The organism is Sphingopyxis sp. sgz302558 (assembly GCF_057220455.1).
The window spans coordinates 607,450-620,330 of the sequence record NZ_JBXPUZ010000002.1 but is presented as its reverse complement, the minus strand read 5'-3'; the positions used below and the strand labels follow the sequence as shown (position 1 = coordinate 620,330).

The following is a 12,881-nucleotide window of genomic DNA, read 5'->3' as shown; positions in this document are numbered from 1 at the left end:
TCCCCCCCCCCCCCCCCCCGGGTGGCGGGTTCAGCGCGGCATCTGGATTGATGCGAAACAGGTAAAGCCGGTCTGCCCCGCCTGCAAGCGGCGGATATATTGCAAATAGGCTTGGCTTTGGTCGCGCGACGTGCCGGGCAGCGAGCGGCCCTGAAAAGCCGCCTTTACCTCTTCACCCGTAAAGGGCCGTGGCGCACCGGGAAATGCCCCGCGCGTTCCTGCCGGGACGAGCTTGCCATAGGGGTCGATATGCTGGCCCGCGCCGTTCGGACCCGGCACGGGAATCTGGCAGTTGAGCACGGACACGGCGGTCTGCGCCAGAGCCGGCCGGATGGTTAGCGCCGCGCCTGCGCCCGCCGCGCCAAGCACGAGCAGCCGCCGCCGGGTCGGAACGTCCGGTGCGTCGCTTTCATCCCGTTGTTCGGCATTATTTGGTTCCATCAGGCGACCTTAGCCAAATGCAGGGCGCCCGCAAAGCCGCTCACCCCCGCTTTCCCGCATTGGCACAGACGTTTTGCCAAGCGTAAAGGGGCGGAACCCCCTTGCGCCGCGCACCCCGCCTGTGCGAGCGCAGCATCGCCATGGACCGCGCCTCATTCCATTTGCCGCTGGCGGCATTGCTGCAGGTTGCCGGAACCATTGCGGCGCTGTTCATGTCTAGCGTGCCCGAAGCCGTGGCGGTGGTGGGGCTGGCGACGGTCATGGCCGTTTTCGTGATGACCTTGCCCGACAACACGCCAACGCCCACGTCGCCCCTGCTGGCGGCACAGTCGCGGCAAACAGCGCTGTTTGACCATCCCGCCTTCCACACGCTGATCGACAATGATGCTCGCGCGGTCCTTGGCCTGTCGGCGATGCGCATATCGCTCGCCAACGACGCCGCACTCGCGCTGCTTGGGCGGCATATTTCGGGCGCCGATGTACGCACCGCCATCCGCAATCCCGCCGTCATCGACGCGCTGCTTGGCTGTATCCGCCAGGGCGACGCCGCGTCGGTCGACGTCGTCGATTTCCAGCAACCGGGCGACCGCTGGCAAATCGGCATCGTGAACCTGGGGGAAAGCCAAAATCTGCTGATGCTTGACGATCGGTCGGCAATCGACGCGGCCGACCGGATGCGGTCCGATTTTGTCGCCAATGCCAGCCACGAACTGCGCACGCCGCTCGCCGCCATCCTTGGCTATGTCGAGACGCTGGACCAGCTTGACCCGACCGAGGCCGAACCAGTGATGAAGCGATTCCTCGGCATCATCGACCGCGAAGCGCGGCGGATGCAACAATTGGTCGCCGACCTGATTTCGATATCCCGGATCGAGGCTGACCGCTACCGCCGTCCAACCGCGCGGGTTGACCTTGCCGAGCTGCTCCAGCGCGCGCTGGCGGACATTCGCGCTGCCGATCCGCTGCGCGGGGCCGATGTCACGCTCGACAGTATCGCGGCGGCGCCCATGCCCGGCGATGCGGCCCAGCTGACCCAGCTCATTCACAATATTGTCGGCAACGCCATGAAATATGGCCGGGCCGGGACCCCCGTCAAAGTGGCGCTCAGCGCGGAGGGCAAGAATTGGCTGCTCGCCGTCAGCGATGTCGGCGAAGGCATTGCGCCCGAACATCTGCCGCGCCTGACCGAGCGCTTCTACCGCGCCGACGACGCCCGCAGCCGCGCCGTCGGCGGGACCGGGCTGGGCCTGGCTATCGTCAAGCATATCGCCGAACGCCACCGCGCACGGCTTTTGATTGAAAGCGAGGTGGGCAAAGGCACTACGGTCAGCTTGCTCTTGCCCATGTCAGAGGGCGACAATTGACCAATGTTACATAAATATGACGGCAAGTTGTCATCAAACCGTCATCGCGCCAGCGGATTGGGCCAACATCGAATCATGCCGCCTACACGCTGCATCAATCTGCAAACAGGAGTTGCATATGCTGAGGAAAGTCGCCCTCGTTGCCATGTCCGCTTTGGCATTGTCCGCATGCCAGGACCAGGCTTCGTCGGGTGGCGGCGCGCGCGACACCATCCGTGCGGTGGGCTCCTCGACCGTTTATCCCTTCGCCACCCTAGTTGGCGAACGCTTCGCCGAAGCCACCGGCATGAAAAAGCCGCAGATTGAATCGACCGGCACCGGCGGCGGGCTGGAGCGTTTTTGCGCCGGCATCGGCCCCGACACACCCGATATTGCCAACGCATCGCGCCGGATGAAGAAATCTGAATTTGAAAAGTGCAAGGCGAATGGCGTCACCGACATCATCGAAGTCCAGATTGGCTTCGACGGCCTTGCCTTTGGCGAAGCAAAGGCGGGGCCGGGCCTGTCGTTGACGCTGGAGGATGTCTATAAGGCGCTGGCGGCCGAACCCTATGGCAAGCCCAACACCGCCAAGACCTGGAAAGATGTGAACCCGGCTCTCCCCGCCGTACCGATTTCGCTGTTCGGCCCCCCGTCGACCTCGGGCACCTATGACAGTTTCAAGGAATTGTTCTTGATCGCGGGCTGCGACCAGAATCCCGAAATGAAGGCGCTGAAGGCCAGCGACAAGGAACGCCACGACAAGGTTTGCGGCACATTTCGCGGTGCGCCCTATTATGTCGAGCAGGGCGAGAATGACAATCTGATCATCTCAAAGCTCGACAAGAACCCCAACAGCATCGGGGCGTTCGGCTTCAGCTATCTCAACAGCAACAGCGACAAGATTAAGGCTGTGCCCGTTGGCGGCGTGACGCCAAGTCTGGAAACCATCGGCAACGGCAGCTATCCGGGTTCGCGCGCCATGTTCATCTATATCAAAAAGGCGCATGTCGGGGTGATCCCCGGCCTGATGGAATATGCTGCCGAATTCGCCAAGGGTTCCGCCAGCGGCGGCTATCTGAATGAACGCGGTCTGATTCCGCCCACCGCAAAGCAGGCCGAAACAGTCGCCGAAGCGCTGAAGGCAAGGACCGTCATGACCGGAGCGGGACTGAACTGAGGACTTTGCGCGGCTGGCCAGTCCAGCGGGGTGCCAACGCAGTTTTTAATGCCGGGCGGGATGGACAGCGCGTCTGACCCCGCCGGAACGACAGGGGCAAAATGGGCAGTACGACTTTCATCCTGATCTTGCTCGTTTTCGGGCTGGGGGTGGTTGGCTGGCTCAGCGCGCGTGCGCGCGCGGCGATGCTGGCGCGCCAACCCGCGACGCGTCTGCACAGCTTGCCTGGTTACCACGGCTGGTACGTCGCCTTGTGGCTCGTTGTCCCGGCGGCGCTGTTTCTGGCGGTTTGGAACAACATCACGCCGGCGTTGATTACCAACGATGTGCTGACGACGCGCGCGGCCGAACAGCTGCCACCGCCCGGATTTGAGCGCGCGGCCATTTTGGGCGACGCGCGCAGCGTTGCGACCGGAGAGAAGAGCATCGCTTCCAACCCGGCCGCCGGGCCTTTCATTCGGCCATATCGCGAGGCAACGGCAAAATTCCGCACCATCGGTGTCGTCGCTACCATCGCGCTGCTGCTGGCCGGGGGGGCCTATGCCTTCACCCGCATCAAGCCGGATTTCCGTGCGCGCACGCGGGTTGAACGGGTGGTGATGGTGCTGTTGTTTGCAGCATCGTTGGTGGCGATCCTGACCACCTTTGGCATTGTGTTTTCGCTCCTGTTTGAATCCTTGCGCTTCTTTGCACTGGTCCCGCCAACCGAGCTCTTGTTCGGAACAACGTGGAAGCCCGAAGCGGGCGTTCCTGAACCCGATACCTTCGGCGCTATCCCGCTGTTCTGGGGCACCGTGCTGATTGGCGCGATCATCGCGATGATCGTTGCGATCCCCATCGGGATGATGAGCGCCATCTATCTCACCCAATATGCGCGCCCCCAAGTCCGGCAGTGGGTGAAGCCGATGCTGGAAATCCTCGCGGGGGTCCCGACGGTCGTTTACGGCTATTTTGCTGCGCTGACCGTCGCCCCCGCCTTTCGCAATTTTGCCGCGATGCTCGGTGTGCCCAATGCAAGCACCGAAAGCGCGCTGGCGGCGGGCGTGGTGATGGGCATCATGATTATCCCCTTTGTCTCGTCAATGGCCGATGACAGCATCAATGCCGTGCCGCAGGCGATGCGCGATGGCTCGCTGGCGCTGGGCGCGACTTCCAACGAAACCATCCGTGAAGTGCTGATTCCGGCGGCGTTGCCCGGGGTCATGGGCGGCATATTGCTGGCGGTCAGCCGCGCCATTGGCGAAACCATGATTGTGGTTATGGCCGCCGGCCTGTCGGCGAACCTGACCGCCAACCCCTTTGCCAGCGTCACCACGGTTACGGCACAGATCGTCAAGCTCCTGACCGGCGATCAGGAATTCGACAGCGCCAAGACACTGGCGGCCTTCGCGCTGGGGCTAGTGCTGTTTGTCGTGACATTGCTGCTCAACATCGTCGCGCTGCGCATCGTCAAGAAATACCGGGAAGCGTATGAATAGCCCCGTCCCCACTTCCGCGCGCACCGGCCCGACCGACTGGAAAGGCAGTGCCATGCAGGGCCGCATCGCGCGGCGCTACGCTGCCGAGCGCCGGTTCCGGTTTATCGGCTTGGGGGCGGTGACGCTGTCGGGTCTGTTTCTGGCTTTCCTGCTGATCACGATGATCGGCAACGGGCTGCGCGGCTTTACTTATACCAGCGTGACCGTCCCGATCGATTTCGCTGCCAATCCTTTGACCGTCAGTACCGAGGATTTTGCGGCACCCGATATTGATCGCCAGCTCGCCAATGCGGGTCTGCGCGACATTGTCGATTTTTCTGCCGAAGCGGCACTAGGCGCGGACCGTCGCTGGGTCGTCTCCGAAAATGGCTGGAAAGTCGTCCGCGACGCCATCAAGGCCGATCCTGAACTGGCAACAAAACGCAGCGATTTTACGATTCCTGTTTCATCTGACGTGGACATTGCCGCCAAGAGTGATGGCAGCGCGGCGGCGGAGGCCGTAGTGGCCGATCTGAAGGCCAAAAGCCTGTTGTCGACCGGCATCCATTGGCCCTTTTTCACCAGCGCCGACGCCACCGACCCTGCGGTTGCCGGCATCTGGGGCGCGCTCAAAGGCTCGTTGATGACTATCCTCATCGCCTTTGTCGTCGCTTTCCCGATGGGCGTACTGGCGGCCCTCTATCTCGAGGAATATGCCGCCAAGAACCGCTGGACCGATCTCATCGAAGTGTCGATCAACAATCTGGCGGCGGTGCCATCGATTATCTTTGGTCTGCTTGCCCTGGCGGTGTTCATCCAGTTTTTCGGCATTTGCCAGGCCAGCCCGCTCGTCGGCGGGTTGACGTTGGCGCTGATGACTATGCCCGTTATCGTCATCGCCAGCCGCAATGCCATCAAATCGGTGCCACCGTCGATCCGCGATGCCGCGCTGGGCGTTGGCGCATCACCCGTGCAGGTCGTGTTCCATCATGTCTTGCCGCTCGCTTTGCCCGGCATCATGACGGGGACGATCATCGGCATGGCGCGCGCGCTGGGCGAAACCGCGCCGCTGCTGCTGGTCGGCATGCGTGCTTTTATCGGCGATGTGCCAAACGGCTTGTGTTCGCCGTCGACCGTGCTGCCAATGCAGATTTTCCTGTGGTCGGACGAAGTCAACCGCGGCTTTGTCGAGAAAACGTCCGCCGCCATTATCGTGCTGCTCATCGTCCTTTTATCGATGAACGCGCTCGCCATCTATCTTCGCAACCGTTTTGAAAAGCGCTGGTGACATGACCGAAGCCGAAACTGCCGCCCTGCCTGAAAATCCGAAGATGACGGCGGAAAGCGTCAACGTATTTTATGGCGAGAAACAGGCCATCAAGGACGTGTCGATTGCCGTAGGCACCGATTTGGTTACCGCCTTCATCGGCCCGTCGGGTTGCGGAAAATCCACTTTCTTGCGTTCCTTGAACCGCATGAACGACACCATCGCCGGCGCGCGGGTGACCGGCGCGATCAAGCTGGATGGCGAAAACATCTATGACCCCGCGATGGACGTGGTCCAGCTGCGCGCACGGGTCGGGATGGTGTTTCAGAAGCCCAATCCATTCCCCAAATCCATCTATGACAATGTCGCCTATGGTCCCCGCATTCATGGGCTGGCGCCGAACAAAGCCGATCTCGACGTCATCGTCGAGCGCGCGCTCCACCGCTCGGGGCTGTGGGACGAGGTCAAGGACCGGCTGAGCGAAAGCGGCACTGCGCTGTCGGGCGGTCAGCAACAGCGGCTGTGCATCGCGCGCGCCATCGCGGTCGACCCCGAAGTCATTCTGATGGATGAACCCTGTTCGGCGCTCGACCCGATTGCGACGGCAAAAATCGAAGAGCTGATCCACGAACTGCGCGGCAACTACGCCATCGTTATCGTCACGCATAACATGCAACAGGCCGCCCGCGTGTCACAGCGCACCGCCTTTTTCCATCTCGGCAGCCTGATCGAATATGGCAAGACGACCGACATCTTCACCAATCCGAAGAATGAACGGACCAAGGATTATATCACCGGCCGCTACGGCTGACCGGCGTACAAGGACAAAAAGACATGGGTATCGGCGGCGAACATACGGTCAAGGCGTTTGACGATGACATCAATCGCCTGCGCGGGCTGATCAGCGAAATGGGCGGGCGGGCCGAACAGGCGCTGACCCGCGCTATGACGGCGCTCAACACCGGCGACCTTCAGCTTGCGAGCGAGGTGATCCGCGACGACGCGCGCATCGACGCGCTGGAGGCCGAAGTAGAGCGGTTGGCTGTCGAAGTGATTGCCCTGCGTGCACCCATGGCCGACGACCTGCGCGAACTCATCGCGTCGCTGAAAATCGTGTCGGTTGTCGAACGCATCGGCGATTATAGCAAGAATATCGCCAAGCGCGTCGCGCAGCTGAACGAAAGCCGCTCGATCGAGGCAATTCCGCTGCTCATGTCGATGTCCGAACTGGTTGCTGGCCTGGTCCGGGACTCGCTCGACAGCTTCGCCCGGCGCGACGCCGAACTCGCCCGGAATGTGACAGTGCGCGACAAGCCGGTCGACGATTTCTACAACAGCATCTTCCGCGCGCTGGTGACTTTCATGATGGAAAATCCGCGCGCTATCTCCGAATCGGCGCATTTGCTGTTCGTTGCCAAGAACCTCGAACGCATCGGGGACCATGCCACAAATATTGCGGAAATGGTTCATTATGTTGTCACAGGAAACCGCTTGGAAGACCGCGAAAAGGGCGACGATCCCGTTGCTTGAGGGGTAACAAATGCCACAGCCTGACTTGTTGCTCGTCGAAGATGACGAGGCCATTGCCGAACTCATCGTCTGGCATTTCGCCAAAGAAGGTTATGCTGTGCGCCATACGCCCGACGGCGAACAGGCGCTGGTGCTGGCGGCCGAGCGCGTACCCGACATCGTCCTGCTCGACTGGATGGTCGAAAGTCTGTCGGGCATTGAAGTGTGCCGCCGCCTGCGCCGCAACGCACGCACCGCGAACGTGCCCATCATCATGCTCACTGCGCGCGGCGAGGAAGAAGACCGCATTCGCGGCCTCGAAACCGGTGCCGACGATTATGTCACCAAGCCGTTCAGCCCGCGCGAACTGGTGGCGCGCGTGGCGGCGGTGCTGCGCCGTCTGCGCCCGGCGCTGGCGGGCGAAATCCTCGCCTATTCGGACATCGAGCTCGACGCGGTGGCGCACAAGGTCAAGCGCGGCGGCACGACGCTCGCCATCGGCCCCACCGAATTTCGCCTGCTCAGGCATTTCATGGAACATCCCGGCCGCGTCTTTTCGCGCGGGCAACTGCTCGACAGCGTGTGGGGACAGGATAGCGATATCGAATTGCGCACCGTCGACGTCCATATCCGCCGGCTGCGCAAAGCGATCAACGCGCACGGCCACGCCGACATCATCCGCACGGTGCGCTCGGCGGGCTATGCGCTGGATGCCGACGGGGAATTGTAAATTCACCAAAACCATAGTCGTCCTGAACTTGTTTCAGGACAACAAGCCACCGTACCCCCGTTGTCCTGAAACAAGTCCAGGACGACGAACGATGATGTTCACCCCCTTCCCTCTCCTACCGCCCGCCGCTACACCTGCGGCATGATCCAGCACTTCATCCGCGCCCTTGCGCTCACCGCCGCCCCCTTTGCCTTAGCTGCCCCTGCCATGGCGCAAAACCAGCGCCCATTGTCGCCCGAGGATCTGGCGACCTTCGACCGTGTCGCCGCCCCCACCGTGTCGCCCGATGGCGCAGTCGTGGTGTGGCAACAGACCGCGACCGACCCCGCCACCTATGCCCGCAGCACCGGCTTGTGGATGGCGGCCACCGGCGACGCCGAACCCCGGCCCATCCAGATTGTCGACACGCCCGGCAAAAATGAAAGCGCGCCGGCCTTTGGCCCCGATGGCGGCCTCTATTTCCTGTCCAACACGTCGGGCCTGACACAGGTGTGGCGCAGCGCCGGGCCAGCAGCGGCGGGCAAACCGGAGCAAATTACCAGCACTCAAGCTGACGTGGCCGGTTTCAAAATATCCCCAGATGGCAAAAAGCTACTGGTCTGGGGCGATGCGCCTGTCGATTGTTCGACATTGGGTTGTCCAGCGACAGCAGCAACGGGTATCCCTGCGGCAACCGGACGTCATTACAAGGACGGCGTCGGCTTTGTCCGCCACTGGGACGCCTGGGAAACGCCGGGCCGCTACAGCCGCGCTTTCGTCTTTGATCTGATCGACGGCAAGGCTGCCAACCCGCGCGCCGTATCCGGCACCCTTGTCGGCGACACGCCGTCCAAACCCTTCGGTGACGGCGGCGAACTCAGCTGGAGCGCCGACAGCAAATCGGTCTTCTTCACGCTGCGCCTTGCTGACAGGAATGAACCGCGGTCAACCAACCTCGACATTTATCAGGCCCCGGCCGACGGCAGCGCCCCGCCCGTCAATCTGACCGCCGCCAATGCCGCCACCGACACCCTTCCCGCCGCCTCGCCCGATGGCAAATGGCTTGCCTATGCCGCGATGGCGCGGCCGGGCTATGAGGCCGACCGGCAGGTGTTGATGCTGCGCGACCTGAAAAGCGGCGCAGTGCGCCGGCTCACGCAAAATTGGGACCGCTCGGTCGGCTTGATCGCTTGGTCGCCCGATAGCAAGAGCATCATCGTCACCGCACAGGATCTGCTCGAACATCCCGCCTTCCGTGTCGACATCCGCAGCGGCAAGGTCGACCGCATCACCGAACGCGGCAATGTGTTCGACGTCGTGCCGCTCGCGAAGGGCGGCATGGTGCATCTGCTCAACAGCATCGCCGGGCCGACCGACGTCATCCTGCGCGATGCCAAGGGGCAGGCGCGCAACCTGTCGAACAGCAACGCAGATCGCCTCGCCGCGCTCGCGCCGGTGCAATATGAACAGTTCGGCTTTGCCGGCGCAAATGGCGATTTGGTGCGCGGGCAAATCATCACGCCGATGGGGGCGAAGGGCAAATTGCCTACCCTGCTCCTCGTCCATGGCGGGCCGCAGAGCAGTTTCTTCAACAGCTGGTCCACGCGCTGGAACCCGCGTCTGTTCGCGAACGGCCAATATGCCGTCGTCACCATCGATTTCCACGGGTCGAGCGGGTACGGCCAAGCCTTTACCGACAGCATCAACCGCGACTGGGGCGGCAAGCCGCTCACCGACCTGCAGCTTGGGATGGCCGCCGCCGCCAACACCAATCCGGCGGTCGATCCCGCCAACGCCTGCGCGCTCGGCGGCTCTTACGGCGGCTATATGATGAACTGGATCGCGGGCCAGTGGCCGGGCGGCTTCAAATGCCTGGTCAACCACGCCGGTATCTTCGACCTGCGCGCCATGGCCTATGAAACCGAAGAGCTATGGTTCGACGAATGGGACCATGGCGGACCGTGGTACAGCCGCCCCGACCCCGAAAAATGGAACCCGGTAAACCATGTGGCTGACTGGCGAACCCCCACGCTCTTCATCCACGGCGAAAAGGACTACCGCGTCCCTTACACGCAAAGCATCGCAGGCTGGACCGCGGCGCAGCGCCGCGGCGTGCCCGCCGAACTGCTCGTCTTTCCCGACGAAAACCACTGGATTTTGAAGGGGCAGAACAGCGTCCAATGGTACCGCACCGTGTTCGATTTCGTGGGACGGCATTTGGAAAAATAGCGCCCCCTTGCCGCACCGCACCATCGGCGGCTAAGGCCAGCGCGTCATGGCACTGGAAAAAACCTTCGAACCCGCCGCAATCGAGGCGAAATGGGCGCAGCATTGGGAGGCGAACGGCTTGTTCCGCCCGCACCGCCCCGATGCAGTCCCCTATACCATCGTCAACCCGCCGCCCAATGTGACGGGCGCGCTCCACATCGGCCATGCGCTCGACAACACGCTTCAGGATGTGCTGATCCGCTACGAACGGCTGCGCGGCAAGGATGCCTTGTGGGTCGTCGGCATGGACCATGCCGGCATCGCGACGCAGATGGTGGTCGAACGGCAAATGGCCGAACGCCAGCAAAAGCGCACCGATTTCACCCGCGACGAATTTGTTCAAAAGGTCTGGGAATGGAAGGCCGAAAGCGGCGGCGCGATTACCGGCCAGCTGCGGCGGCTCGGCTGTTCGATGGACTGGGCCAACGAACGCTTCACGATGGACGACGGCATGAACCGCGCCGTCGCCAAAGTGTTTGTCGGCCTCTATAATCAGGGCCTGCTCTACCGCGACAAGCGTCTCGTCAACTGGGACCCCAAGCTCAAGACCGCGATTTCGGACCTTGAGGTCGAAACACACGACGTACCGGGCCATTTCTGGCGCTTCCGCTATCCGCTCGCCGATGGGGTAAAGCTCGATGATGGCAGCGACCATATTGTCGTCGCCACCACGCGCCCCGAAACGATGCTCGCCGACATGGCGGTCGCGGTGCACCCCGACGATCCGCGCTATAAGAGTGTCATCGGCAAATATGTCGAACTGCCGCTGACCGGCCGCCGAGTGCCCATCGTCGCCGACGAGCATGCCGACCCCGAACTGGGCAGCGGCGCCGTCAAGATCACGCCGGGCCATGATTTCAACGACTTCGAGGTCGGCAAGCGCGCGGGCATCAAACCCGCCGACATGCTCAACATGTTCGACGCCGAAGCGCGGGTCGTGCAGACGGCAGACGGCCTCATCCCCGCCGACCTGATCGGCATGGAGCGTTTCGACGCGCGCAAGGATGTTGTCGCACGGTTGAAGGCGCTCGGCCTGCTCGTCCCGCACATCGTGGCTGACAAGAATGGGGACGTCGTCGAACACGACGCCGAACCGCGCACCATCCCCACCCCTTTCGGTGACCGCGGCGGTGTGGTGATCGAACCCTGGCTGACCGACCAATGGTATGTCGACGCCGCCACGCTCGCCCAGCCCGCGATCAAGGCCGTCCGCGACGGCGACATCAATATCGTCCCCAAGACGTGGGAAAAAACCTGGTTCAACTGGCTGGAGAATATCCAGCCTTGGTGCGTGTCGCGGCAGCTGTGGTGGGGCCATCAAATCCCCGCATGGTATGGCGATGACGGTGGGTGCTATGTCGCCGAGAATGAAGAAGCGGCGCAGGCGCTGGCGGGCGACGGCGTCACGCTGACGCGCGATCCCGACGTCCTCGACACCTGGTTCTCCTCGGCGCTGTGGCCCTTCGCGACGCTGGGATGGCCGGAGCAGACAGACACAATATCGCGCCATTACCCCAACGACGTCCTCATTTCCGGCTTCGACATCCTCTTTTTCTGGGATGCGCGCATGGCGATGCAGGGGTTGCACTTCATGAAAGAAGTGCCGTGGCGGACGCTGTACCTCCACGGCCTCGTCCGCGCGCCCGACGGGCAGAAAATGTCCAAATCCAAGGGCAATGTGGTCGATCCGCTGGGCCTGATCGACCAGTACGGCGCCGACGCGCTGCGTTTCTTCATGGCCGCGATGGAAAGCCAGGGGCGCGACATCAAGATGGATGACGCGCGCCTCGCCGGTTACCGCAATTTCGCGACCAAGCTATGGAACGCCGCGCGCTTTTGCGAGGCCAATGGCATTGGCGCCAGCACCACCATCGCCGCGCCGCCCGCGACGCTGGCGGTCAACCGCTGGATCATCGGCGAAGTCGCCGAAACCGTCGCCGCCGTCGACGCCGCGCTCGCCGCCTTCCGCTTCGATGAGGCGGGGAATGCAATCTACAGCTTCACCTGGGACCGCTTCTGCGACTGGTATCTGGAGCTGATCAAAGGCCAGATCGATGACGAAACCAGGGCTGTCGCCGGCTGGGTGCTCGACCAGATTTTGGTCATGCTCCACCCCTTCATGCCGTTCGTTACCGAAGAATTGTGGGGCCAGCTGGGTGATCGCGCCAACTATCCGCTGATCACCGCGAAATGGCCCGAACCGGGCGCAGGCGTCGATGCCGCCGCCAAGGCCGAAATCGAATGGCTGATCAAGCTGGTCAGCGAGCTGCGCGCGGCCAAGGCTGAACTGGGCATCGCCCCCGGTGCACGCCTCGCGGCGCATATTCCCGCCAGCCTTGCGCCACGCGCCGCCGCCATGGCTCCCGCGCTTGAACGTGTGGCCCGCCTCTCTTCGGTCAGCACCGATCCGGCCCCGGCGGGGGCATCGGCGCAGCTGGTGATTGACGGTGAGACCATCGTCATCCCGCTCGAAGGCATCATCGACATTGCGGCGGAAAAGGCGCGCCTTGCCAAATCGCTCGAGGCCGCCGCGAAGGAGCGCGACGCCCTCGCCGCGCGCCTCGCCAACCCCGCCTTCACCGAGCGCGCCAAGCCCGAAGCGGTCGAAAAGGCCCGCGCCGACCACGCCGCCAAGGCCGCCGAGGCTGAACGGTTGGGTGCGGCGCTGGCGCGGTTGGGTTGAGCGTAGGCTTCGACCAACCCGCCC

The 12,881-nt window shown here is 62.9% G+C and carries 10 protein-coding genes; 9 read left to right on the top strand and 1 reads right to left on the bottom strand.

All coding sequences use genetic code 11. From position 1 onward, the window contains the following. Positions 1 to 30: 30 nt before the first annotated feature. Positions 31 to 441, bottom strand: a complete 411-nt coding sequence (locus AC2TC0_RS08480; RefSeq protein ID WP_484717070.1) for a hypothetical protein — start codon at positions 439 to 441, stop codon at positions 31 to 33. Between the two features lie 101 nt (positions 442 to 542). On the opposite strand from AC2TC0_RS08480, the gene AC2TC0_RS08475 reads away from it, so the two are divergent. The 9 genes from AC2TC0_RS08475 to AC2TC0_RS08435 all read left to right on the top strand — a co-directional run bounded on the left by AC2TC0_RS08475 (position 543) and on the right by AC2TC0_RS08435 (position 12,857). Next, a complete protein-coding gene (locus tag AC2TC0_RS08475) occupies positions 543 to 1,805 on the top strand; it encodes a sensor histidine kinase (RefSeq protein WP_484717069.1) in 1,263 nt (420 codons plus the stop codon). Between the two features lie 118 nt (positions 1,806 to 1,923). Further along, on the top strand, positions 1,924 to 2,964 hold the full coding sequence (locus AC2TC0_RS08470; RefSeq protein ID WP_484717068.1) for a substrate-binding domain-containing protein: 1,041 nt from the start codon (positions 1,924 to 1,926) through the stop codon (positions 2,962 to 2,964). 101 nt (positions 2,965 to 3,065) lie between these two features. Then, complete coding sequence (gene pstC / locus AC2TC0_RS08465) at positions 3,066 to 4,442, top strand: phosphate ABC transporter permease subunit PstC (RefSeq protein WP_484717067.1); 1,377 nt, start codon at positions 3,066 to 3,068, stop codon at positions 4,440 to 4,442. Further along, a complete protein-coding gene (pstA, locus tag AC2TC0_RS08460; protein WP_484717066.1) occupies positions 4,435 to 5,709 on the top strand; it encodes a phosphate ABC transporter permease PstA in 1,275 nt (424 codons plus the stop codon). The genes pstC and pstA overlap by 8 nt, the downstream gene beginning before the upstream one ends. A gap of 1 nt (position 5,710) precedes the next feature. After that, positions 5,711 to 6,499: a phosphate ABC transporter ATP-binding protein PstB gene (pstB, locus tag AC2TC0_RS08455; RefSeq protein ID WP_484717065.1), complete on the top strand. Its 789-nt coding sequence runs from the start codon at positions 5,711 to 5,713 to the stop codon at positions 6,497 to 6,499. A 23-nt stretch (positions 6,500 to 6,522) separates the two neighbouring features. Further along, positions 6,523 to 7,218: a phosphate signaling complex protein PhoU gene (gene phoU / locus AC2TC0_RS08450; RefSeq protein ID WP_484717064.1), complete on the top strand. Its 696-nt coding sequence runs from the start codon at positions 6,523 to 6,525 to the stop codon at positions 7,216 to 7,218. A gap of 10 nt (positions 7,219 to 7,228) precedes the next feature. Further along, positions 7,229 to 7,927 carry a phosphate regulon transcriptional regulator PhoB gene (phoB, locus tag AC2TC0_RS08445; protein ID WP_484717063.1) on the top strand — a complete coding sequence of 233 codons (699 nt, stop codon included), beginning with the start codon at positions 7,229 to 7,231 and terminating at the stop codon, positions 7,925 to 7,927. Positions 7,928 to 8,068: 141 nt separating this feature from the next. Then, positions 8,069 to 10,135, top strand: a complete 2,067-nt coding sequence (locus tag AC2TC0_RS08440) for a dipeptidyl-peptidase 5 (RefSeq protein ID WP_484717062.1) — start codon at positions 8,069 to 8,071, stop codon at positions 10,133 to 10,135. A 46-nt stretch (positions 10,136 to 10,181) separates the two neighbouring features. Next, entirely contained in the window at positions 10,182 to 12,857 is a 2,676-nt protein-coding gene (locus tag AC2TC0_RS08435; RefSeq protein WP_484717061.1) for a valine--tRNA ligase, read from the top strand. Positions 12,858 to 12,881 lie beyond the last annotated feature (24 nt).

Excerpts from the sequence above, each read along its gene's own strand:
- phoU (WP_484717064.1), top strand. The coding sequence starts at position 6,523 with ATGGGTATCGGCGGCGAACATACGGTCAAGGCGTTTGACGATGACATC.
- AC2TC0_RS08480 (WP_484717070.1), bottom strand. The coding sequence starts at position 441 with ATGGAACCAAATAATGCCGAACAACGGGATGAAAGCGACGCACCGGAC.
- pstB (WP_484717065.1), top strand. The coding sequence starts at position 5,711 with ATGACCGAAGCCGAAACTGCCGCCCTGCCTGAAAATCCGAAGATGACG.
- pstA (WP_484717066.1), top strand. The coding sequence starts at position 4,435 with ATGAATAGCCCCGTCCCCACTTCCGCGCGCACCGGCCCGACCGACTGG.
- pstC (WP_484717067.1), top strand. The coding sequence starts at position 3,066 with ATGGGCAGTACGACTTTCATCCTGATCTTGCTCGTTTTCGGGCTGGGG.
- phoB (WP_484717063.1), top strand. The coding sequence starts at position 7,229 with ATGCCACAGCCTGACTTGTTGCTCGTCGAAGATGACGAGGCCATTGCC.
- AC2TC0_RS08470 (WP_484717068.1), top strand. The coding sequence starts at position 1,924 with ATGCTGAGGAAAGTCGCCCTCGTTGCCATGTCCGCTTTGGCATTGTCC.
- AC2TC0_RS08435 (WP_484717061.1), top strand. The coding sequence starts at position 10,182 with ATGGCACTGGAAAAAACCTTCGAACCCGCCGCAATCGAGGCGAAATGG.
- AC2TC0_RS08440 (WP_484717062.1), top strand. The coding sequence starts at position 8,069 with ATGATCCAGCACTTCATCCGCGCCCTTGCGCTCACCGCCGCCCCCTTT.